This window comes from Streptomyces sp. NPDC104096 (assembly GCF_055584385.1).
In genome coordinates, this window is record NZ_JBVJMD010000002.1 from 362558 (window position 1) to 386395 (window position 23838).

At 73.1% G+C, this 23838-nt stretch carries 16 protein-coding genes; 12 read left to right on the forward strand and 4 right to left on the reverse strand.

From position 1 onward, the window contains the following. The first annotated feature begins 3 nt into the window (after positions 1 to 3). The 6 genes from pstA to pstB all read left to right on the forward strand — a co-directional run bounded on the left by pstA (position 4) and on the right by pstB (position 9991). Entirely contained in the window at positions 4 to 1491 is a 1488-nt protein-coding gene (gene pstA, locus ACZ60B_RS04080) for a phosphate ABC transporter permease PstA (RefSeq protein ID WP_469383953.1), read from the forward strand. Then, on the forward strand, positions 1491 to 3260 hold the full coding sequence (locus ACZ60B_RS04085; RefSeq protein ID WP_469383955.1) for a substrate-binding domain-containing protein: 1770 nt from the start codon (positions 1491 to 1493) through the stop codon (positions 3258 to 3260). The genes pstA and ACZ60B_RS04085 overlap by 1 nt, the downstream gene beginning before the upstream one ends. Then, complete coding sequence (locus ACZ60B_RS04090; RefSeq protein ID WP_469383957.1) at positions 3257 to 5893, forward strand: hypothetical protein; 2637 nt, start codon at positions 3257 to 3259, stop codon at positions 5891 to 5893. Before ACZ60B_RS04085 ends, ACZ60B_RS04090 begins: the two co-directional genes overlap by 4 nt. 122 nt (positions 5894 to 6015) lie before the next feature. Continuing rightward, positions 6016 to 8007, forward strand: coding sequence for an Ig-like domain repeat protein (locus tag ACZ60B_RS04095; protein ID WP_469383959.1), 1992 nt, complete (start codon positions 6016 to 6018; stop codon positions 8005 to 8007). 179 nt (positions 8008 to 8186) lie between these two features. Then, a complete protein-coding gene (locus tag ACZ60B_RS04100; RefSeq protein WP_469383961.1) occupies positions 8187 to 9095 on the forward strand; it encodes a sortase in 909 nt (302 codons plus the stop codon). An 89-nt stretch (positions 9096 to 9184) separates the two neighbouring features. Beyond that, positions 9185 to 9991, forward strand: a complete 807-nt coding sequence (gene pstB, locus ACZ60B_RS04105) for a phosphate ABC transporter ATP-binding protein PstB (RefSeq protein ID WP_469384096.1) — start codon at positions 9185 to 9187, stop codon at positions 9989 to 9991. Between the two features lie 61 nt (positions 9992 to 10052). Here the strand turns inward: pstB and ACZ60B_RS04110 are convergent, their stop codons facing one another. Continuing rightward, positions 10053 to 10628: a TerD family protein gene (locus tag ACZ60B_RS04110; RefSeq protein WP_469383963.1), complete on the reverse strand. Its 576-nt coding sequence runs from the start codon at positions 10626 to 10628 to the stop codon at positions 10053 to 10055. A gap of 204 nt (positions 10629 to 10832) precedes the next feature. Between ACZ60B_RS04110 and ACZ60B_RS04115 the strand changes: the two genes are divergently transcribed. Further along, positions 10833 to 11267 carry a BlaI/MecI/CopY family transcriptional regulator gene (locus ACZ60B_RS04115; RefSeq protein ID WP_469383965.1) on the forward strand — a complete coding sequence of 145 codons (435 nt, stop codon included), beginning with the start codon at positions 10833 to 10835 and terminating at the stop codon, positions 11265 to 11267. 3 nt (positions 11268 to 11270) lie between these two features. Then, positions 11271 to 12257 carry a M48 family metalloprotease gene (locus ACZ60B_RS04120; protein ID WP_469383968.1) on the forward strand — a complete coding sequence of 329 codons (987 nt, stop codon included), beginning with the start codon at positions 11271 to 11273 and terminating at the stop codon, positions 12255 to 12257. Positions 12258 to 12275: 18 nt separating this feature from the next. Here ACZ60B_RS04120 and ACZ60B_RS04125 read toward each other — a convergent pair whose 3' ends face one another. Continuing rightward, positions 12276 to 13361, reverse strand: a complete 1086-nt coding sequence (locus tag ACZ60B_RS04125) for a sporulation protein (RefSeq protein WP_469383970.1) — start codon at positions 13359 to 13361, stop codon at positions 12276 to 12278. 361 nt (positions 13362 to 13722) lie between these two features. Here ACZ60B_RS04125 and ACZ60B_RS04130 point away from each other — a divergent pair, with 361 nt between their 5' ends. The 3 genes from ACZ60B_RS04130 (at position 13723) to ACZ60B_RS04140 (ending at position 18421) form a co-directional block, all read left to right on the forward strand. Further along, complete coding sequence (locus ACZ60B_RS04130) at positions 13723 to 16107, forward strand: ATP-binding cassette domain-containing protein (protein ID WP_469383972.1); 2385 nt, start codon at positions 13723 to 13725, stop codon at positions 16105 to 16107. 177 nt (positions 16108 to 16284) lie between these two features. Continuing rightward, positions 16285 to 16923: a hypothetical protein gene (locus ACZ60B_RS04135; RefSeq protein ID WP_469383975.1), complete on the forward strand. Its 639-nt coding sequence runs from the start codon at positions 16285 to 16287 to the stop codon at positions 16921 to 16923. A gap of 148 nt (positions 16924 to 17071) precedes the next feature. Next, positions 17072 to 18421, forward strand: a complete 1350-nt coding sequence (locus ACZ60B_RS04140; protein WP_469383977.1) for a COG1361 family protein — start codon at positions 17072 to 17074, stop codon at positions 18419 to 18421. 69 nt (positions 18422 to 18490) lie between these two features. Here ACZ60B_RS04140 and ACZ60B_RS04145 read toward each other — a convergent pair whose 3' ends face one another. Beyond that, the gene (locus ACZ60B_RS04145; protein ID WP_469383979.1) at positions 18491 to 19264 is read right to left on the reverse strand and encodes a polysaccharide deacetylase family protein; all 774 of its coding nucleotides are present in this window, start codon (positions 19262 to 19264) and stop codon (positions 18491 to 18493) included. Between the two features lie 428 nt (positions 19265 to 19692). Between ACZ60B_RS04145 and ACZ60B_RS04150 the strand changes: the two genes are divergently transcribed. Beyond that, on the forward strand, positions 19693 to 20586 hold the full coding sequence (locus ACZ60B_RS04150; RefSeq protein WP_469383981.1) for a hypothetical protein: 894 nt from the start codon (positions 19693 to 19695) through the stop codon (positions 20584 to 20586). An 87-nt stretch (positions 20587 to 20673) separates the two neighbouring features. On the opposite strand, the gene ACZ60B_RS04155 is transcribed toward ACZ60B_RS04150, so the two are convergent. Continuing rightward, positions 20674 to 23724: an FG-GAP-like repeat-containing protein gene (locus tag ACZ60B_RS04155; protein WP_469383983.1), complete on the reverse strand. Its 3051-nt coding sequence runs from the start codon at positions 23722 to 23724 to the stop codon at positions 20674 to 20676. Positions 23725 to 23838: the final 114 nt, after the last annotated feature.

The window sequence follows — 23838 nt, forward strand, 5'->3', positions numbered from 1 at the left end:
GACATGACCGTCGTAGAAGAGACCGAGTCGCTGCCCGCGGCGGCTCCGGAAGCGGTCGCGGCCGGGACCGGGGTCGCCGACCCCGATCCCCTGGAGTTCCCCGACCGGCCCCGGCCCATCGGCGGAGTCACCCGCTCGGGTGTGCTGTCGCTGGCCGGCGCCGCCGCCTCCGGGCTGTGCACGACCGTGTTGCTGTTCGGCGAACTCGCCCCGCTCTCCGGAGGGTTGGGCTTCACCGTCACGGCGTACCTGTCCTTCCTGCTGATCTACGCCGTGCTCACCGGCCTGGAGGAGGACCGCCAGGCCGTACGGGACCGGGTGATGACCGTCGTGCTGTGGACGGCGGCGCTGCTGATGCTCTCGGCGCTGGTCCTCGTCGTCGGGTTCACCGCCTGGCGCGGGCGCGAGGCGCTGCTGCACGGCAACTTCTTCACCCAGGACATGCAGGCGGCGGGACCGCTCGACCCGCTCACCGACGGCGGTATCGCGCACGCGATGCTCGGCACCCTGATCATGATCGCCATCGCGCTCACGATCACCGTGCCGCTCGGTATCGCCTGCGCGATCTACCTCAACCAGATCCCGGGGCGCTTCTCCCGGTTCGTGCGGACCATCGTCGAGGCGATGACCGCGCTGCCCTCGATCGTGGCCGGTCTGACCGTGTACGCGACCTGGATCCTCTACCTCGGTATGCAGAAGTCCGGTCTGGCGGCGGGCTTCGCGATCAGCGTGATGATGCTGCCGATCGTGATCCGGGCGTCGGACGTGGTGCTGCGGCTGGTGCCGGGCACGCTGACCGAGGCCGCGGAGGCGCTGGGCGCGCCACGCTGGCGGACCGTGTGGCACGTGGTGCTGCCGACGGCCCGTTCCGGGCTCGCCACCGCCGTCATCCTCGGCACCGCGCGCGGTATCGGCGAGACCTCGCCGGTCCTGCTCACCGCGGGCTTCACCGCCGCGCTGAACGCCGACCCGACGAGCGGGCCGATGATCTCGCTGCCCCTCGCCGTCTTCAACTTCGTGAAGTCGCCGGAACCGACCATGATCGCCCGCGGTTTCGGCTCGGCGGCGGTGCTGATGGCGCTGGTACTGGTGCTGTTCGTGGTCGCCCGGGTCATCGGCGGGCGCGGCCCCGGTCACCAGAGCCGCCGCCAGGCCCGCCGGTCCGCCCGCGCCTCCCGCCAGGACGCGGCCCGCTTCGAGGAACTGCACGGTCCCCCGCTGTCGCTGTTCAAGGACACGGACGGGCCCGGGGACGTCGAGTACGCCGCCGCTGTACAGGACACCGCGGACGCGTCGGTCGCCGAGGACCCCACGGACACGGCACCCGCCGGGCGCACCGAGTACCTCACGACCACCCCGGCCGGGACGACCACCCCGGTCGCCACCGCGACCGGCGCCGGCGCCGTCCCCGCCCCCGAGGCGCACCGCAGCATCCCCGCCGCCGAAGTCCAGTGCAACGCTCCCGTCGAGGACACCGGAGAGACCGACTGATGTTCAGCCACCTCATCTCTCGTCTGAGTCGCCTGCGGGCGCCGGCGACCCTCGGCGCGGTGTTCGGCGTGCTCGTGACGCTGCTGGCCGGACCGCTGGCCGCGCCCGCCGCCGCCGAGAGCTACACGCCGATCGCCGGAGCCGGCTCCACCTGGGCGGAGAACGCCGTCGACGAATGGCGCCGGGCCGTCAACCAGTACGGCATGCGGATCAGCTACGCCGGCACGGGATCCTCCGACGGCCGCCGTCAGTTCCTCAGCGGCACCGTCGACTTCGCCGTCTCGGACATCCCGTTCCAGACCCACCCGACGGACGGCTCCGCGGCCGAGCGGCCGGGCGCCGGATCGTACGCGTACATGCCGATCGTGGCGGGCGGCACCGTTTTCATGTACCACCTGACGGTCAACGGCAAGCGGGTCACCAACCTGCGGCTCTCCGGGGACGTCGTCACCAAGATCTTCACCGGGGTCGTCAAGAGCTGGGACGACCCGGTGATCAAGGCCGACAACCCCGGGGTGCAGCTCCCGCACCGCACCATCGTCCCGGTGGTCCGCTCGGACGGCTCGGGCTCCACCGCGCAGTTCACGATGTGGATGGCCAACCAGCACAAGTCGCTGTGGCAGGCGTACTGCGGGCGCGTCGGACGGTCCGGGGCCTGCGGGCAGACCTCGTACTACCCGACCGTCACCGGCATGATCGCCCAGTCCGGCGACCTCGGCGTGGCGGGCTACGTGGCCCAGAACTACGGCGAGGGCGCGATCGGGTACGTCAACTACTCGTACGCGCTCAACGCGCACTACCCGGTCGCCAAGGTCCTCAACCACGCGGGCTACTACACCGAGCCGACCCCGCAGAACGTCGCGGTGTCGCTGCTCAAGGCGAAGATCAACACCGACAAGAGCTCCGCGGACTACCTCACCCAGCAGCTCGACGGCGTCTACAACGACTCCGACCGGCGCAACTACCCGCTGTCCAGCTACTCGTACATGATCCTGCCGCTGAAGGTGCAGGGCACCTTCACCAAGGCCAAGGGCAAGACGCTGGGCGCGTTCTCGTACTACTTCATGTGCCAGGGCCAGCAGTCGGCTCCCCAGCTCGGCTACTCGCCGCTGCCGATCAACCTGGTGAAGGCGGGCTTCGAGCAGATCCGCCGGATCCCCGGGGTGACGGCGAAGAACATCAACGTCCAGGGCTGCAACAACCCGACCTTCACCGCGAACGGCCGTAACAAGCTCGCGGAGACGGCCCCCTACCCGGCGGCCTGCGACAAGAAGGGCGCCGCGCCCTGCGGGACCGGCAGCGGCGGCGCCACGACCAACGGCAGCGGCGGCGGTTCCGGCGGCAGCTCCGGGGGCTCGGCCGCCGGCGGCACCTCGGGCGGCTCCGCCGGCACGGGCACGGGCGGCACCGCGACGAGCGGCGGTACGACGGGCTCGGCCACCTCGGCGGGCGGCGCGTCCGGCGGAGCGCAGCCGTCCGTCGACCCCGACACCGGGCAGACCATCGCGGCGGCGAACACCGGCTCCGGCGGTTCCGGCGGCGGGGCCGGCGACGACACCGTCGCCCTCGCCCAGCCGATCACCGTGGCCGCGCAGCACGGCTGGACCGGCACGCAGACGCTGATGGTGCTGGCCGCGCTCCTGGTGCTCGGGCTGGTGCTGCTGCCCTCCCTGGTGTCGCGGCTGATCACCGGCGGCCGCGGCGCCCCCTCGGCCTCCGGTTCCCCGGCCTCCTCCGGTTCCTCCGGCACGGACGGGGGTCCGCGATGAAGCGCCTGCGCGACACCCTCGTCCGGCTGGTGGCCGGCGCCGCGGTCGGCGCCCTGGCCGGTCTCGCCGTCGCCCAGTCGGCGCCGAGCGCCACCGCGGCGGCCGCCACCGGCTCCGCCGTCACCGTCTCCGGGCGCGGCGAGTTCAAGGACATGAAGTTCACGGTGAGCCAGACCGAGCGGCTCACCAGCCAGGCCATCACGGTGAGTTGGTCGGGCGGCACGCCGACCACGTTCGCCGGCACCTTCTTCAACACCGACTTCGTGCAGATCATGCAGTGCTGGGGCGACGACGACGGCACCGTCCCGTCCAACCCCGGCCCGTCCCGCACCCAGTGCCAGTACGGCGCCTCCCCGACCACCGACCGGGGCAGCTGGCCCGGCAACGAGTACGACGACACCCGCAAGGTCTTCTACAACGCCGACCCGGCCAACTACGGGCAGGACGACCGGTACGGGGCGGCCGGCGCCAACGGTCTGGGCGAGGTGCCCTTCAAGTCCGTCGACGGCACGGTGATCACCAGCGGCACCCAGAACAACGCCTTCTTCAACCGCAACACCACCAACGAGGTCGACTTCGCCCGCACCGGCGCCGACGGCAGCGGCAAGGAGTACTTCGAGGTCCAGACCGCCAACGAGGCGCCGCACCTCGGCTGCGGGACGCCGGTCAGGACCGGCTCCGGCACCAAGCCCCGCTCCTGCTGGCTGGTGATCGTCCCGCAGGGCCGGCTCGACCTCGACGGCAAGCCCTACGCGGACACCAGCACGGTCAACGCGGGCTCCCCGGTCTCCTCCACCAACTGGAAGAACCGCGTCGCCGTCAGGCTCGGCTTCAACGCGGTCGGCACCAACTGCGCGCTCGGCTCCGACGAGCGGCCCACCACCGGCAGCGAGCTCGTCGCCGACGCCATGACCAGCTGGCAGGCGGCCCTGTGCCCGACCGGCAAGGTCTACGGCTACACCGAACTCGGCGAGCCCGACACCCGGGCCCGGCTGATCGCGGACGGAACCGCCGGGCTGGCCTTCACCACCCGTGCCCTGGGCGCCGACGAGGGCAGCACCGCCCCGTCCGACACCACCACGTACGCGCCGGTGGCGCTCTCCGGGACCGTCATCGGCTTCACGATCGAGCGCAGACCCAGGTCCGGGGCGCCGGACGACATCCGCAGACAGGCCGGCACCAAGGTCGAGTCGATCGACCTCACCCCCCGGCTGGTCGCCAAGCTGCTCACCGAGTCGTACCGCAACTCCGCCTGGGGCGCGGTGCTCGGCGGCACCGCCGCCAAGGGCTACGAGTGGGCGAAGAACAACCCGGCCGGCCTGGCGAGCGACCCCGAGTTCATCGCGCTCAACCCCGAGTTCGCCTATCTGTCGGTCGCCGAGACCCCGGCCACCGACACCGACCTGATCACCTCGCTCGGGCACACCGACACCGCCCGCGCCCTGTGGCAGTGGGTCCTGTCCGACTCCGACGCGCGCAGGTTCCTGTCCGGGCTGCCGGACGGCTCGGGCATGGTGGTCAACCCGTACTACTCCACCAACCCGGACGTGAACCCCACCGGCTCCGGCTTCGACGCCGCCCGCGCCGACGACTACCCCAAGAGCGACCCCTGGTGCACGGTCCCGCCGGGCACCGACGCCACCCTCAAGCAGTGCATGACCGACTTCCACCCCTACGTGGACGATCTGCACTCCGGCGCGCTGCACACCCGGCGCGCGGACACGCTGTGGAAGTCGACCTGGGACCCGCTGGGCAACCCGCCCGCGTTCAAGAGCCCCGGCCCGCAGACGGTCGGCTCCCGGTTCGTGATCACGGTGACCGACGCGGCGTCCGCCGCCCGCTACGGGCTCCAGACCGCCCGGCTGCGCAACGCGGCGGGCAAGTTCGTCGCCCCCGACGACGCCTCGCTGACCGCCGCGGCCACGAGCGCGACCGGCACGGACGCCCCCGAGATCGACCCGGCCAAGGCCACCGCCGCGGGCGCCTACCCGCTGGCCCAGCTCGTCCACGCGGTCGTACGGCCCGGCTCGCTGAACGCCGCGGCCCGCAAGGACTACGCGGCACTGCTGCGGTACGCGGCCGGGGCCGGCCAGGTCAGCGGCGCCGACCCGGGCCGGCTGCCGGCCGGTTACGCCCCGCTGTCCGAGTCACTGCGCGAGCGCGCGCTGAGCGCCGCCGACGCCCTGGTGAAGTACACCGGCCCGGCCGGTCCGGGCAACGGTTCCGGCGGGACGGACGGCGGCAGCGGTACGGCCGGTTCCGGCGGCGACCTCGGCGGCTCGGACGACCTGGGCGGCGCGGCCTCCGACGGCACTCCGAACAACCTCGGCACGTCGCCCGCAGCGGCCGCCGGTGCGAGCGGCAGGCCCGGCGCGGCACCGTCGTACGACGGCGGCAAGGCCGTGCAGACCACGGCCGCCGGCACCACCCCCGCCGACCCGGCGAACTCGCTGCGCTACGCCGTCCCGGTCGGGGCCGCGCTCGGCGCCGTCGCCGCCCTGGGCGCGCCCTTCGCGGGCGGCAGCAGGCCGCGGCTGCCGCTGCGCATGCCGCTGCCGGGAGGCCGCACCGTGACCGTCCTGCCGCAGCTCAGGCTGCCGGAGCGGCTGCGCCGGCCGCTGCCGCCGCGGTGACACCCCGGAGCCCCCTGCGGGGAGCTCCCCACAGACGGCCGCCCGCCCCGAAAGGCAGTCGGGGCGGACGGCCGGTACCACCCTGCCAGATCCACCCGCGCACGATCCTCAGGAGAACCTCCATGCGCTCTTCGCGCTCTACGGCCGCGCTCGTCGCCGCCGCTGTGGTGGCCGGCGGCCTGGCTCTCGCCAGCCCTGCGTACGCCGACCCGACCCCCGCCGGGACCTACCGCTCGCTCGTGGGCGTCGGCTCCGACACCACGCAGGACGTGCTCAACGCCCTCGCCGGCGACCTGGTGAACGGCACCACCTACGCCGCCGTGAAGGCGGCGAGCGGCGCGGGCATCGCCTCCTACGACGCGATCGAGCCCGGCACCGGCTCCACCACCTCCAGCATCCAGACCCGCGCCGCCGGGCCCTCCTTCCTGCGCCCGAACGGCTCCGGCAAGGGCCGTCTGGCACTGAGCCAGGCGCTGACCGGCGACAAGTACCCGGACAGCTCCGGCGTCGCCATCAAGGGCCAGGTCGACTTCGCGCGCTCCTCCAGCGGTCCGAGCACCTCCGGCACCGCGCTGACGTACATCCCGTTCGCGCGCGACGCGGTCGGTGTCGCGGTCAAGGGCTCCGCCCTGGACAGCCTGACGGTCGACGACCTGCACGACATCTACGCCGGCACGACCACCGTGGTGCACGGCCAGACCGTCCACCCGAAGATCCCGCAGTCCGGCTCCGGCACCCGCAAGTTCTTCCTGAGCGCGATCGGTCTCACCGACGCCACGATCTCCCCGAACATCCCGACCGTCCAGGAGAACCAGGCCAACGACGGCCTCACCGAGGACGGCGCGCTGGAGCCGTTCTCCGTGGGCAGCTGGATCGCCCAGATCAACGGGGTCGCCCCCGACCACAGCAAGGACGCCGCGGCGGCCGGCGGTCACCTGGCGAGCGTGCAGCTCCCCGGCGACACGGGCGGCGCCACCACCCCGGTCGCCACGGCCAACGGCAAGCTGGTGCCGGTCGACTACTACTACGAGAACGCCACCTTCGGCCGCGACGTCTACAACGTCGTCCCCACCCGGGCGATCGACCCGACGAGCGTCTTCTTCGACAAGGACCTCTACGACGTCTTCGTCACCAGCGGCAGCCACACCGCCGCCCTGGCGTCCGACACCGCCGAGCAGACCATCGCGGCCTTCGGCTTCGTGAACGAGTCCTACAACGGCTCGGTCAACCCGGCCAAGCACGCCAAGCTCGGCGGCCTGGAGGAGTCGGGCATCGACCTCTCGACGCCCGCCGCGCCGGTGCTGAAGGCCACCCTCGGCGACGCGAGCGTCAAGCTCACCTGGACCGCACCCGCCCCCACCGGCCTGCCGCTCACCGACTACCGGGTCACGCTGACCGGCTCGGACGGCGCCGTCGTGGCGACCAAGGACGTCCCGGCCGGCACCACCTCGTACTCCTTCACCGGCCTGGCCGTCGGCACCTACACGGCCACCGTCTCCGGCGCCAACCTCAACGGCACGGGCGCCGGAGCCACCTGGACCGGCGCGGTCAAGTACGCCAGCACCACGAAGGCGGCCGTCGCGACCGCCGCCTACGGCCGGACGCCCAAGGTCGCCGTCACCGTCACCGGCACGCACGGCGTCGTCGCCTCCGGCAAGGTCACGGTGAAGGAGGGCGGCACCGTCCTCGGCACCGCCACCCTGAGCAGCACCGGCAAGGCCACCGTCGCCCTGTCGAACCACCTCAAGGTCGCCACCCACGCGCTGTCCGTCTCGTACAGCGGCGCCGCCAGGCTCAGCACCTCCGCGGCGACCGTCTCGCTGAAGGTCGTCAAGGCGACCCCGGCGGTCGGCGTCAGCGCGCCCACCTCGGTCAAGCACACCGCCCGGGGCAAGGTCACCGTCAAGGTCACCGCGACCGGCACCACGCCGACCGGCACCGTGCGCATCTACGAGGGCAGCAAGATCATCGCCACCGGCACGCTGAGCGGCGGCAAGGTGACCGTCACCCTGCCGAAGCTGCGCGCCGGCCGGCACACGCTGCACGCGTACTACGCGGGCTCGACGACCGTGAACACCCGCAACGGGGCGAACTTCGTCGTCAAGTCGGTCTGATCCGGCACCCGTTGTCCCGCCCCGCCGGGACGGCCGCCCACCGCGGCCGCCCCGGCGGGCCCGGGCGCCGGGGCGGCCACCACCCGCGCCGGCACCGGGCGCCGGGACGGCCGCCCATCGCGCCGGTCACCCCGTCCGGCACCACCCTCAGCACCCATCCAGCGAAGGAGGCGGGCCCCGTGACGGTCGCCGTACAGACACCCCTCGCACCGAGCGCGGTCCTGCCGCGCGTGCGGAGCATCACCGCGGTCCGCCACCTCGCCCGGGGCGGTCTGCTGAGCCTCGCCGCCCTGCTGCTCGGCATCACCGCGCAGCTGCTGCTGCTCAGCGGGGCACAGGAACACTCCGCGCAGCAGACCGCGTTCGACGAACTGCGCAATGAACTCGCCCTCGGCACCGCCCCGGTGGCCCAGACCGACCAGCAGGGCGACCTGCTGACGCCGGGCAGCCCGCTCGCGCTGATCAAGGTTCCCTCGCTCGGCCTCCAGCAGGTGGTCCTGGAGGGCACCGACTCCACCGTCCTGACCGGCGGACCCGGCCACCGCCGTGACACCCCGCTGCCCGGACAGGCCGGCACCAGCGTGCTGATGGGGCGCGCCGCGGCGTACGGCGCACCGTTCGGGCGGCTGGCCGAGCTCGCCGAGGGCGACCGGATCACGGTGATCACCGGGCAGGGCGAGGCGACCTACGAGGTCCTCGGCGTCCGGCGGGCCGGCGACCCGGCGCCCGCCCGGGTCGCCGCGGGCGAGGGCCGTCTCGTCCTGGTCACCGCCACCGGCCCCCGCTTCATGCCGGGCGGACTGCTGCGGGTGGACGCCGACCTGGTCTCCGCGGCCTTCCCGACGCCGTCGGCCGTCGTCCGCCCCGGCACGCTGCCCGAGGCCGAGCAGCCGCTGGCCCGCCCGGCCGGGGTGCCCTGGCCGCTGGTGCTGTGGCTCCAGGCGCTGCTGGCCGCCGCCGTCGCCGCCGTATGGGCGTGGCACCGCTGGGGCCGGCACCAGACCTGGATCGTGTTCGCGCCGGTCGTCGCCGTCCTGGGCCTCCAGGTCGCCACGCGCACCACCGAACTCCTGCCCAACCTGCTGTGACCGACCGCCTCCCGAGCCCCGCAGTGAACCCGCGAACCGAGGTACCCGACGTGACCGACACGACCCTCTCCCCCACCGACACCGTCGTCCTGCCCTCGCCGGCCGGCGCCGCCGCCGTCGGCCCCGCGGCCCTCCAGGCGCGTGCCGTGTCGGCCTGGTTCGGCAACCACAAGGTCCTCGAACGGGTCTCCCTCACCATGCCCGCCGGGCGGGTCACCGCCCTGATCGGCCCGTCCGGCTGCGGCAAGTCGACGTTCCTGCGCACCCTGAACCGGATGCACGAGCTGATCCCGGCGGCGCAGTTCGCGGGCGAGGTCCTCTTCGAGGGCGAGGACATCTACGGCCCCGCGCGGCGGCTGACGGACGCCCGGCGGCGCATCGGCATGGTCTTCCAGAAGCCGAACCCGTTCCCGGCCATGTCGATCTACGACAACGTGGTGGCGGGCCTGAAGCTGACGGGCACGCGTGCGAACCGCCGGGAGAAGGACGTACTGGTGGAGGAGTCCCTGACCCGGGCCGGCCTGTGGAAGGAGGTCCGCGACCGGCTGCGGCAGCCCGGCGGCGCGCTCTCCGGCGGCCAGCAGCAGCGGCTGTGCATCGCCCGCGCCCTCGCCGTACGGCCCCGGGTGCTGCTGATGGACGAGCCGTGTTCGGCGCTGGACCCGACCTCCACCCGACGGGTCGAGGAGACCGTCCACGAGCTCGCGGGCGAGGTGACCATCGTGATCGTCACGCACAACATGCAGCAGGCGGCCCGCGTCTCCGACCGGTGCGCGTTCTTCCTCGCCGAACAGGGGACCCCGGGCGGGATCGTCGAGCAGGGCCCCACCGAGCGGATCTTCAGCACCCCCGAGGACCCGCGCACCGCGGACTACGTGGCGGGCCGCTTCGGCTGACCCGCCCGGTGCCCCGGCCCCGGGCGCGACGCCGGGGCCGGGGCCGGACGCGGGCGCCGGGTCAGACGTTGACGCCGAAGTCGGAGGCGATGCCGGCCAGCCCGGAGGCGTAACCCTGGCCCACCGCGCGGAACTTCCACTCCGCGCCGTTGCGGTACAGCTCGCCGAAGACCATCGCGGTCTCGGTCGACGCGTCCTCCGACAGGTCGTAGCGGGCGATCTCCTGGCCGCCGGTCTGGTTGACCACGCGGATGAAGGCGTTGCGGACCTGGCCGAAGCTCTGCCCGCGGTTCTCGGCGTCGTGGATGGACACCGGGAAGACGATCCGGTCGACCCCGGCCGGCACCGCCGCGAGGTTCACCTTGACGGACTCGTCGTCGCCCTCGCCCTCGCCGGTGAGGTTGTCGCCGGTGTGCTCGACCGAACCGTCCGGGCTGCGGAGGTTGTTGTAGAAGACGAAGTGCTGGTCGGACAGGACCTTGCCGGACGCGTCCAGCAGCAGGGCGGAGGCGTCGAGGTCGTAGTCCGTGCCCGTGGTCGTGCGGACGTCCCAGCCCAGGCCGACCAGCACCGCGGTCAGCCCCGGCGCCTCCTTGCTGAGCGAGACGTTGCCGCCTTTGGAAAGGGAAACTCCCACGCTGCTCTCCTCTGCTCCGCCGGTGGCCGGGCGGTCCGGACCGGCGCCGGGTGGACTGCGATGCGAATCTACAGCACTGTAGAAGATGTGGGGAGGCCGCTCACCGCTCAATACGATGGGCCCTCGTCGTCGACGACGGCGAGGCGCACGACGGGCGGGAGGCGTACGGCGCGTCGGACGAGCCCCAGGGCCCAGGGAGGCAGAGTGACGCAGCGGTACGAGGACAGCGCGCGGCCGGACGCCCCCGGACGCAGGCGCGGCCAGGGCGAGTTGGAGGCCCAGGTGCTGTCGGCCCTGAAGGCGGCGCCGGAGCCGGTGCCGGCGGGCTGGGTGCGCGAACGCCTCGGCGGCACCCTCGCCTACACCACCGTCATGACGATCCTCACCCGGCTCCAGGCCAAGGGCGCGGTCACCCGGGAGCGGGCGGGCCGGTCGTTCGCCTGGACGGCGGCCGCGGACGCGGCGGGGCTCGCCGCCCACCGTATGCGCCGGGTCCTGGACGGCGAGAGCGACCGGAAGGCGGTGCTGGCCAGCTTCGTCTCCAGCCTCCCGCCCGGCGACGAGGAACTGCTGCGCAGGCTGCTCCAGGAGACCGACGAGGACGACCGGGGCACGCCGGGAGAGGGCCGGGCGGGCTGAACCGTGGGCGTGTTCGTCTTCCTCCCGCTCGTTCTGCCCCTGACGGCCTGGCCCGTCGCGCGGCTGGCCGAGCACCGGCTGCATCCGCGTGCGGCCACGCTGCTGCTCGCCGGTGCCGCGGCCGTCCTGGGCCTGTGCAGCACCCTGTGCCTGGGCCTGCTCGCGATCGTCGGCACCGCCCAGCTCCCCGGCAACCCGCTGCCGGACGGCTGGGCCGATCCGGAGGTCCGCGCGGCGGTGCCGCACGACGAGGTGGTGGGCAAGGCCGCGGTGGGCGCGCTCGCCCTGGCGTGCACCGCCTGCGTGGGTCTGCTGCTGCGACATCACCGCGTGCGGCGCCGTGCCGTACGCGCCCTGCGCGGGCTGCCGCCCACCGAGGTCGCCGTCCTCCCGGACGCCCTCCCCTACGCCTACGCACTGCCCGGACGCGGGTACGGACGCGGGCACGGGCGTACGCACCCGTACGGACGCCGTCCCGGACGGCCGGGCCGGGTCGTGGTCTCCACCGGCATGCTCGCCGCGCTGACCTCCCGGGAGCGACGCGTGCTGTTCGCCCACGAACGCGCCCACCTGGCCGGCCGCCACCACCGCTGGCTGCTGCTGGCGGGTCTGGCGGCCCGCGCGAACCCTTTCCTGCGCCCGCTGGGCACCGCCGTCGGCTACACCGCCGAGCGCTGGGCGGACGAGGAGGCGGCCGGGGCGGTCGGCGACCGCCGGGTGGCGGCCCGGGCGGTCGCCAAGGCGGCCCTCGTCTCCCGCCCGGCGCCCGCCCCGACCCTGGCCGCCCTCGCCGCGGCACCGGGACCCGTGCCGCGCCGCGTGGCCGCGCTGCTCGGTCCGCCGCCGGCCGCCCGCGCCTGGCCGCCCCTGTTCACGAGCGCGGGCATGGCCGCCTGGACCGCGGCCGGCGGAGCCGCCCTGTCCGCCATGTCCTCGGCGAACTCGGCGGTCACGATGTTCATGATCCTCAAGGCGGCCACCCCGTTGTAGCGCGCCGCCCGCCGCGACTCAGTCCTCGTCCCCGCCCTCGTCGTCCTCGTCCCCCTCGAAGAAGTCACCGATCTCGTCGACGACCTCGGCCGCCACCAGCCCGCCGACGACGCCGACCGCCAGCCCCGCCGCACCGGCCGCGACGGCGGTGCCCGGGCCGGGACCGGAACGGTGGTGCTCGTCGTGATGACGGTCGTGACGGCCGTGCTCGCCGTAGCCGTGCCCGCCCCCGTACGAGTCGTCCTTGTACCCGCCTGCGTACGGATCCCCGTGCCCGTACGGAGCCCCGTACGCGGCCGCGTGCCCGTACCCCGCGCCGGAGCCGTGGGCCGACCGGTGCTCGACGAGCTGCCGGATCCAGCCGTCGACCTCGGTGTTCCAGTCCCGTCCGGGCACGTCGTCGTGGCCGACGGTGAAGCGGACCAGCGCGTCGTGTCCTTCGGAGAAGGGGCCGCCGCGCCGGTCGGCCTCCAGGATCACCTCCAGCCGGTCGAAGCCGGCCAGGAAGGTCACCTCGATCTCATCGACGGCATGCGCGTACTGCGGCGCCGGGGTCAGCTCGATCTCCTGGTAGAAGGGCAGCCGCTGGTCCGTGCCGCCGATCCGGCCGTATTCGAGGTCCGCGGACCTGAAGCCGAAGCCGAGCTGCCCGAGCGCCTCGAGGATCGCCTCCTGGGCGGGCAGCGGCCGCACGGCGAGCGGGTCCAGGTCGCCCTTGTCCCGCGCCCCGGACACCGCGAGCTCGGTGCGCACCCCGAGCACGATCCCGAGCTGCTGCCCGTACAGCTCGCTGACCGGTGTCTCCCACGGCAGCGTCACCTGGAACGGAACGCTGTACCGCGCCTCCTCGCCGAGCCGGAACGCACCGCCCACCACGAACCGTTCGAAGACGACGAAGCCCTCGCTCCCGCCCTCCTCGTGCTCGGCCTCGACCCGGGCGACGAGCTCCAGGGCGATGTGCTCGACGTCGACGGCCGATCCGCCGCCCCGCAGGTGCACCTGCCCGGACAGCACCCCGCCGGGCGCCACCGCGCCGTGGTCCAGAACCGTGTCCACCGAGGGGCCGTCCACACCGATGGCCCCGAGCAGCCGTTTGAACACCATGCCGGTGTCGCTCCTTCACTGATCGCCGCGTCGCTCCACGGCCCGGCGCGGGTCGCGACGGGCCGTCGCCACCAGAACTGCCGCACCAGGTAAAGAAGTTCCCAAGGCGTCCGTACGGGTGACGCCCGCACCGTCCGCGCGCCGTCACGTGCCGGACGACCGGGACAGGCAGTTTTCGAGAAGCGCCGGACGGCGGACCCCGCCTAGCCTGATCGCCGTGGTCGTCACCGTCCGCCCCACCCGCCCGCGGGGAACGGCGGCGCGGGACGTCGTCCCGGATCACCCCCGGCCGGCCGGGCCGATCAGGTAGACAGGGAGACCGCGAAGACGGCCCGCACGACAATATGGAGAGAGGACGAGCATGGCCAGGAGGACGGACGCGCAGTCGTCCGCGCCGCACGGCGCCGACAGCCACGATCTGATCCGCGTGCACGGAGCGCGCGAGAACAACCTCAAGGACGTCAGCGTCGAGCTCCCGAAGCGCCGACTGACGGTGTTCACCGGTGTCTCCGGCTCCGGCAAGAGCTCCCTGGTGTTCGACACGATCGCCGCGGAGTCGCAGCGGCTGATCAACGAGACCTACAGCGCCTTCGTGCAGGGCTTCATGCCGACCCTGGCGCGGCCCGAGGTCGACGTCCTCGACGGACTGACCACCGCGATCATCGTCGACCAGCAGCGGATGGGCTCCGACCTGCGCTCCACGGTCGGCACCGCCACCGACGCCAACGCCATGCTGCGCATCCTCTTCAGCCGGCTCGGCCGGCCGCACATCGGCTCGCCCAAGGCGTACTCCTTCAACGTCGCCTCGATCAGCGGCGCGGGCGCGGTCACCCTGGAGCGCGCCGGGCAGACCGTGAAGGAGCGCCGCTCCTTCAGCATCACCGGCGGGATGTGCCCGCGCTGCGAGGGCCGCGGCTCGGTCACCGACCTCGACCTCACCCAGCTCTACGACGACTCCAAGTCGCTCAACGAGGGCGCGCTCACCGTCCCCGGCTACAAGACGGGCGGCTGGAACTACCGGCTCTACACCGAGTCGGGCCTCGTCGACCCGGACAAGCCGATCCGCAAGTACACCAAGAAGGAACTGCACGCCTTCCTGTACCTCGAACCGACCCGGATGAAGATCGCGGGCATCAACATGACCTACGAGGGGCTGATCCCGCGGGTCCAGAAGTCGATGCTGAGCAAGGACAAGGAGGCGATGCAGCCGCACATCCGGGCGTTCGTGGAGCGCGCGGTCACCTTCACCGCCTGCCCCGACTGCGAGGGCACCCGGCTCACCGAGGCGGCCCGGTCGTCGAAGATCGGGGGCGTCAGCATCGCCGACGCCTGCGCGATGCAGATCAGCGACCTCGCCGAGTGGGTGCGGGGCCTGGACGAGCCGTCGGTGGCACCGCTGCTGGCGTCCTTGCAGCAGACCCTCGACTCCTTCGTGGAGATCGGCCTCGGCTACCTCTCGCTGGAGCGGCCCTCGGGCACCCTGTCCGGCGGCGAGGCGCAGCGCGTCAAGATGATCCGCCACCTCGGCTCCTCGCTCACCGACGTCACCTACGTCTTCGACGAGCCCACCATCGGTCTGCACCCCCATGACATCCAGCGGATGAACGGCCTGCTGCTGAGGCTGCGGGACAAGGGCAACACGGTGCTCGTCGTGGAGCACAAGCCCGAGACGATCGCGATCGCCGACCATGTCGTCGACCTCGGCCCCGGCGCCGGCACGGCGGGCGGCACCGTCTGCTTCGAGGGCACCGTCGAGGGGCTGCGCTCCGGCGGCACCATCACCGGACGGCACTTCGGCGACCGGGCCTCCCTCAAGAAGACGGTGCGCAAGCCCACCGGCGCGCTGGAGATCCGCGGCGCCTCGGCGCACAACCTGCGCGACGTCGACGTCGACATCCCGCTCGGGGTGCTGTGCGTGGTCACGGGTGTCGCCGGTTCCGGCAAGAGCTCGCTGATCCACGGCTCGGTCCCCGCCTCCGAGGGCGTGGTGTCGGTGGACCAGGCGCCGGTACGCGGCTCCCGGCGCAGCAACCCGGCGACGTACACCGGACTGCTCGACCCGATCCGCAAGGCGTTCGCCACGGCCAACGGCGTCAAGCCGGCCCTGTTCAGCGCCAACTCCGAGGGCGCCTGCCCCACCTGCAACGGGGCCGGCGTCGTCTTCACCGACCTGGCGATGATGGCCGGGGTCGCCACCCTCTGCGAGGAGTGCGAGGGCAGGCGGTTCCAGGCGGCGGTGCTGGAGTACCGCCTCGGCGGCCGGGACATCAGCGAGGTGCTCGCGATGTCCGTGACGGAGGCCGAGGAGTTCTTCGGCGAGGGCGAGGCGAAGACCCCGGCGGCGCACCGCATCCTCGGCCGGCTCGCCGACGTCGGCCTCGGTTATCTCAGCCTCGGCCAGCCGCTGACCACGCTGTCCGGCGGCGAGCGCCAGCGGCTGAAGCTGGCCACCCACATGGCCGACAAGGGCGGTGTCTACGTCCTCGACGAGCCGACCGCGGGCCTCCACCTCGCCGACGTCGAGCATCTGCTCGGCCTGCTCGACCGGCTCGTGGACTCCGGCAAGTCGGTCATCGTCGTCGAGCACCACCAGGCGGTCATGGCGCACGCGGACTGGATCATCGACCTCGGCCCCGGCGCGGGCCACGACGGGGGCCGGATCGTCTTCGAGGGAACCCCGGCCGACCTCGTCGCCGCCCGCTCCACCCTCACCGGCGAGCACCTTTCCGCGTACGTCGGCGGCTGACCGCGGCGGCCGGCCGCGTATGTGAAACCGAGACGGTTCCGAGGGGCGGCTCATGCAACCACCGGGCCGCCCCCGGTGGTCGTAGGGGGCAGGTCGGCGGTCCGTCACGCGCCCGCCGCACATCCCGGTCACCCAGGTCGTGACCACGATGTTCTTCGGTCGAAGAAGGGATTCGCCATGCCCGCTCCCAGAGGCATACCGGTGGCAGCGCTGTTGGGGGGCCTCCTGCTGCTGACAGCGTGTCAGGGGGCGTCGGACTCCGGTGCCGCCGACTCGTCCGCCCCGCACGCCTCGGCCACGACGGCCACCGCCTCGGGCGCCCCGGCCGCCGGTGCCCCGTCCGACTCCGCCGCCGCGCCCACCGCGCCGGCCGCGTCCACCGCACCGGCCGCGTCCACCACCGAGCCGACGACCGCTCCCGCCGTCCCGGCCAAGGTCACGGCCCCCGCCTTCGCCGGCTGCCGCAACCTGGCGGCGGGTGCCGAGGTGAAGTCCGCCGTGACGGCGGCCTACCGGCGCACCGTGCCCGTCCTCACCCATCTGGAGCCGGAGCCCGGGCAGTTCTTCTACGGCCAGTGCGGTTCCGTCCGCTACGCCGCCACCGGCTTCCAGCCCACCGCCGGGGCCACCGACGCCGAACTCGTCAACCTCCAGGACGAGGGCAGCGCCACCAAGTACTTCCGCGTCGCCGCCGGAGGCGGCTGGGCCTACCTCGCCACCGACGGCTTCCCCAGGAGCGCGCACGGCTGCGGCGACATCCCGGAGATCCCGAAGGCCCTGGCCAAGGCCTGGCACAACTGCACGCTCGGCCCCTGAGGATCCTCGTAACCGCTTGATCGAGAAGAGAGCGGGAACACACTCGCCGCACGCGCCCACCTACAACCCTTCCTCACGACAGATCGTCCAACTCCCGTTCGGCACAAGGTAGTTGCCGGAATCATTGCTGTCTAAGACGGGAGATGTCATGAGTTCTGTCTCCGCCGGGCGCGTGCTGCGCCGCGGGGTCCGGGCCGGTGTGGTGGGCGTGTTGGTCGCGGCCGGGCTCGGGAGCGGGGCCGCCTTCGCCGACGACGAGCCGCAACAGACGGACCAGTTGTGGATCGAGGCGCCGTACGAGCACGCGGTCACCGTCGCCCCGCAGGACGGTACGGCGCGGTACCGGTCGCTCGAGCTCGGCCTGTACCACGACAACGGCAACTTCGCCGTGACCGACGGGCGGGTGAGCGTCGACGTCTCCGGGCTCGCCGGGGTCGCCGAGGTGGCCTGGCCCGACAACTGCGTCCCGGACGAGGCGGGCACGGTCGCCGTGTGCGACATCGGGGACGTGCCCACCCGCCCCGACACCCAGCTGTCGCTGAAGGTGCGGGCCGTCGCCGGCGCCGCCCTGGGAGCGCAGGGGACGATCGGGTACTCCGCGGAGGCCACCGGGGGACCCGACGGCGCACTCGCCCGCCCGTGGGGTCTCACGACCTCCGTCACCGTCGGCTCGGGACCGGACCTCGGCTTCGACGCCCCGAGGAACACCACCGGCGTCGCACCCGGCACCGAGCTCACCGTGCCGTTCTCCGTCACCAACACCGGCGACGAGACCGCCCACGGCTTCAGCGTGCGGCTGTGGGCGACGTACGGCCTCGACGTCGTCACCCGCTACCCGCAGTGCGCCTACACCGAGCCCGACGTCAGTGGTGAGGCCCCGCCCATGACGCGCGCGACCTGCTCCTTCGACACCGACGTCGCGCCCGGCGCGACCGTGGAGCTGCCGGAGCCGCTGCGGCTCGCCGTCACCGACCGCGCGCTGACCGAGCGGTTCGACTACGCGGTCGAGCCCGGCGACGGCGCCGGCGACCTCGACACCTCGGACAACTACCGGTCCTGGAACATCGCCGTCGACAACACCGCCGACTTCGCCGCGCGCGGCACCGTGGTGAGCGGCGCGGCCGGCGACACCGTCACCGCGACGGTCGGCTTCGCCGACCTGGGCCCGGCCTGGGTCGGCAACGTCAGCTCCGGCGACCCGGTCGCCGTGGTCCACTTCTACCTGCCGGAGGGCACCACCGCCACGTCCGTGCCCGGGGCCTGCCGCAACGGCCGGCCGTCCGGCGACGACCCGGCCGGCACCCACTACGCCTGCACCCTCCCCATCTGGACCCAGCCGGGCCTGGACGTCACCTTCCCGTTCGAGCTGCGCATCGACCGGGTCGTCCCCGGCGCGACGGGCCGCGTCGTCGTCCAGCCGTACTACGGCACGTCCCTGCCCTTCGACCCGAACACCGACAACAACACGGCCGAGGTGGTCGTCGCCCCGGCCGCCTGACAGCGGAGACGGGGAAGGGGGCGAGCCGGCGGCTCGCCCCCTTGGATCCGTCCGGCACCCGGCGGTGGTTCAGCGCACCGGGAAGCCGAAGGAGTAGCCCTGCTCCTTGAGCCAGGGCAGGACGCGGCGCAGGGCTTCGACGGTCTGGGCGCGGTCGCCGCCCGCGTCGTGGAAGAGGATCGTCGGCCCGTTGGGGAGCTCCCGCTGGACGGTGGCGACGATGGCGTCCGCGCCCGGCTGCTCGAAGTCCTTGGTGTCCACGTTCCAGCCCAGCGGGCGCATGCCCCGGGAAGCGGCGAGCTTGCGGCTGTCGGGGGTGAAGGCGCCGCCGGGGGCGCGGTAGTACATCGGCCGGACGCCCCCGGACGCCTCGGTGATCATGCGTTCGGCGTCGAGTATCTGCTGGGACTGGTAGGCGAAGGGCTTCTTGTCCATGGAGGTGTCGTGCGACACCGTGTGGTCGCACAGCCGGTGCCCGGCCGCGACCACCTTCTTCACCAGGTCCGGGTGGGCCTGCGCCTGCGTCCCCACCATGCAGAACGTGGCCTTCACCCCGTACTCCCGCAGCACGTCGAGCACTTGGGGCGTCCACACGGGGTCGGGGCCGTCGTCGATGGTGATGTTGACGCCGTGCGCGCCCTTGTCCGAGGCGTGCGCGATGGTGATCGCGACCGACTTGACGGCATCGCTCGGCGTCGCCGAGGCGGTCGCCTTCGACGAGGGGTCGTGCACGGCGTCGGCCTGCGCGGTCCACAGCGAGGCACCGACGGCGAACATCGTCACCCCGAGTGCCGCCCCGATCATCTTGCCGTACCAGCCGCGCACCCCGCCGTGCCGTGCCATGTCCGCCCCGCTTTCGCCCAGTGCCTCGTCGGATCCCCGGTCGCCGTGCGACCACTTGGCAGGACGAAGAAAGCCGGCCAGAGGATCCGTCCGTTACCGATCACGGACAATCCCGGGGGAGTTCGCGGACAACCGGGCCGGGTCGCCGTGCCGCGCCGAGGGGGAACGGGTCGCCGTGCCACGTTGTACGGCCGGCGGGTACCGGCTGCTCACCTCGGCCGTCGTCGGTCGTCAGCCACCGGTCATCGGGCATCGGCCGTCGGGTGGAAACGGCTGCACCGTCCGAGGGGACCACGCGCCCGAATCCGCTGCCGCGGGTGTCGGCGGGGGCAGCATCGGCCCTGCCCCCCGAGCCAGCCACGGCGCCGTCGAACTCGGCGCCGGGAGCGCCCCGTGAGATGCGGGACTTCCGAAGGAGCCACCTGTTCATGTCCATCCGCAAGCCGTCGGCACGTGTAGCGCAGGCGCTGTGTGCCGGAGCGGCGGCCACACTGCTGGCCACCGCCTCCCCCGCCGTACCGGCCACGGCCGCCCCCACCGCGCCGAAGCCCAATGTCCCGTGCAGTGAGAGCGCCCTGGCCGCCGCCATCACCGCCGCCAACGTGGGAGGCGGAACCCTGGTGCTGTCGCCGGGCTGCACCTACGCGCTCACCGCGCCCCTGCCGGAGATCACCAACACGATCGTCATCAACGCCCGCAACAGCACCATCACCCGCGACTCCGCGGCCGGTTTCGGCATTCTCTCCGTCGGCACCAGCGGCAATCTCATGCTGAGCGACGCCACCATCACCAACGGCGCCGCGCCCGACTTCGGCGGCGGCATCGCGAACCACGGCCGGCTGACCGTCACCGGCAGCGCCATCCGCGACAACCGTGCCAACTTCTCGGGCGGGATCGGCGGCGGCTCCGGGTCCGTCACCGTGATCCAGCGGACCAACATCATGGACAACATGGCCAACGTGAACGGTGGCGGCGTCGCCAACGACGGCGACATGACCATCACCGACAGCCGCATCATCGACAACCACGCCGGCGCCGTCGGCGGCGGCGCGGCCAACGACGGCACCCTGCGCATCGTGCGGACCAACGTCAACGAGAACACCGCAGGACGGGCCGGAGGCGTCGCCAACTTCACCGCTTCCTTCGGCACCAGTTCGACGACCATCACCAACAGCAACGTCAACAACAACTCGTCCACCCTCGCCCCCGGCGGTGTCCTCAACACCGGCGGCATCGTCAACCTGATCAACTCCCGGGTCCGCGGCAACGCCCCCACCAACTGCGCGGGCAGCGACGTCCCCGTCCCGAACTGCTCGGGCTGAGCCACGGCCGAACCGCCCCAGGACAGGGAACGGGCCCGGACGCACAGGGCGTCCGGGCCCGTCGGGGCGGTGCGGGGAAGAGCCGGCTCAGAACAGGCCCTTGTACCCCTGCCAGCCGGTGGCGATCCGCGTACGGCCGCCGAAGGAGCCCTTGCCGTTGCCGCTGTTGCGCCAGAGGGCGCCGGAGGTGTCGCGGGCGACGAGGTCGGCGCGGCCGTCCCCGGTGATGTCGCCGACGCCCACGATCACGTTGTACGACGAGCCCCAGTTGTCGAAGACCTTCACCCGGCTCTCGAGCCTGCCGGTCCCGGTGCCGTCGTAGCGCCACACGTCGTTCGACCTGTCCTGCGCCAGCAGGTCGCCGCGGCCGTCGCCGTCGAGGTCGCCCGCGCCCACGATCTTCTTGTAGGCCGTCCACTTGGACCCGATCTTCACCCGGGCGGCGAGCTTGCCCGTGCTGGTCGCCGTGTACAGGTAGAGGTCGCCGGTGGAGGCCTGGCGGGCGATCAGGTCGGCCCGGCCGTCACCGCTGAGGTCCCCGGGCGAGGTCAGCACGTCGTACTGGTTCCAGCCCGTGCCCAGCGAGGTGTACGCGGTGGCGGGCGTCGGCGCCGACCCGCACGCGGGCCGGTAGGCGCGCAGGGCTCCGCTGCTGAACCGCACCAGCACGTCGTTGCAGCGGTCGCCGTTCAGGTCGCCGAAGGGCACCGCCTTCACGGTCGTCGGCCACCCGGAGCCCGTCAGCTTCCCGGTGAACGTGCCCTTCCCCGTGCCGTACTGGTACGTCAGCCCGCCCGAGCCGTTCAGCGTCAGCAGCTCGCCGAAGCCGTCCGACCCGACGAAGTCGCGGTGGACCGCGGCGGCGCCGGTGACCTTGACCGAGCCGGTCCTGGTCAGCGCCGCGCCCTGCCCGTCCGCGGGGGTGACGGTCAGCTTCCAGGTGTAGGAGCCGTTCGCCACCAGCCGGCCCGAGCCGTCCTTGCCGTTCCAGGCGGGGCTCACCACACCGGGTGCCAGGCCGCCGGAGAGCGTGCGCACGGCCCTGCCGGCCCGGTCGGCGATCACCAGGGTCCAGGAGGCCGCGGGCTTGTTCAGCCACCACTTCGGGCTCCACGACACGGCGCCGCCCTTGACGTCCACCGAGGCGGCGACGGTGGCGTCCCGCTGGACCAGGGCCGAGACGGGGACGTCGCTCGCGGTCAGCCGGACGGAGTTGTCGGACCGGAGCTGGGCGATCACCCCGGTGTACGGGTCGACGTCCCAGGCGTTGCCCTCGAAGGCCCCCGCGGTGTGCGTCACGGGCGTCCCGCCGCGCACGTCGATCACCTTGAGCTGACCGGCCTCGGCCGTCGCGACGAAGCCGTCGCCGAGCTGCGCCGGTGCCGGGAACGAGCCGTCCGCGAGCTTCAGGTTCCGCTTGGTGACGGTGTCGTAGACCCCCGTGCCCTCCGAGTCGCGGACGCAGTTCCACAGCAGCCACCGGCCGACCGCCTGGAAGTCGTTCAGCAGACAGCCGCGCCCGAACCACACGGACTCGCCCTGCTTGCCGGTGAGCAGGTCGTACGCGTCCACTCCGTCATGGCCGGACATCACCCACACGGTGGTGCCCCAGATCGCCGCCACACCTTCCGTCGTCGTGAACACCGTGCGCCCGGAGTCGACGTCGACGACCCGGGTCTCCGCCTTGCCCGTGCTGTCGTACGGCCTGGTCAGGGCGGCGAAGCGGCCCTCCGCCGCGACCGCGGTCTGATAGGTGCGGGAGCCGTCGATCCGGGTGCCGGGCAGCGACCGGCCCGCCCGGAGGAGCTGGGGCTGGTCGCCGGGCTCCGTGCCGAAGCCGTGGAGGACCGTCCGGCCGTCGCCGGTGTCGAGGACATACGGACGGCCCGCCGTGTAGTTCTCCGTCACGATGCGGCCGCGGGTGACGGCGGCCCCCGCCGTGGGGGAGTCGGCCACGCCGGTCTCCCGGGTGCGCAGATACGTCCAGTCACCCACGGGGTCCTGCTCGACGGTCGTCAGCCGGCCCTGCGCGAGCGTCAGACGGGAGACCGTGTGGGCGGCCTGCCGGGGGTACGCGTCCGCGATCCGGCGCACGGTGACCCCGCCGCCCGCGGCGGCCTCGACGAGGGAGACGCCCCAGTGGTCCGGGTCGGCGCCGCCCGCCACCAGGAGCCCGCCGTCCGGAGTGGCCACGGCCTGCCGTGACGTCCGGGCCAGCAGCGTCCGCGGTGCCGAGCCGTCGAGCGGGACGGCCTCGACGCGCGAGACCGCGCGATAGGTGTCCCGCCGGCCCAGGGAGGAGTCGTACCGGGACACGATCACGTTGTCGCCGACCATGCCCAGCACCTGCATGATGTCGCCGACCGCGACCTTCCGCAGGGCGGCGGCCGGGTTCTGGCGGGAGGCGACGTACAGGGTGCCGTCGTAGTACCACACCAGGTGGGTGGGGCTGAGCGCGACCAGGTGGTACCACGCCTGCACGGTGTACGGCAGGGCGGTGAAGCGCGCCTGCTCGAGGTCGAGCCACCCGGTGACGTAGTCGTCGCCCTTGCGGTACTGCACCACCTGTCCGCGCGCGTCGCCCAGCCCGGCGGCGGACTGCGTGTAGACGCCGGAGGGCACGCCCTCCACCGGGCGGTCCGAGACGGAGCCGTCGTCCCGGGCGTCCAGCAGGTGCCACTGGGAGTCGCCCGGGGTCCCCGTCGTGGTGACGACCGTCGACCCGAGCGTGCTGAAGTAGAAGTGCCCGTCGGGCAGCGCGACCGTACCGGTCTGACCGGACGTCATGTTCCGCAGCGTCACGACCCTGGCGGAGCTGTCGAAGTGCGCGACGACGTCCGAACCGGCGCCGGCGCTCGTGACGCCGTACGCGTCCGTGCCCGAGGCGTCGACGACCGTGTCGACCCCGTCGTACGTCGTCCACAGCTGGCCGCGGCCCTCCTCGTACCGGAGGAATCCCGAGGGCCCCGCGCTCAGCAGACCCGTCCGCGGGACCGGGGACGTGGTGGCCGGCACGACCACCTCTCCGGTGACCGGCGCCGCGTGCGCGCCGCCCAGGGCCAGCACGTCGAGGCCGACGGCCAGGGTGAAGGAAACAGCGACGGCGGTGGCGCCTCGTGCGAGCGCACGTCTGCCCATGCGGGATCTCTCCGGACGGTAGGCGAAGGCGTGGAGAGACGTGTGCGCGGGCCGTCGCACCGCAGGTCACGGACATGCGATGCGGATGACGCTCGGGCACCCCCCCAGGCGAGT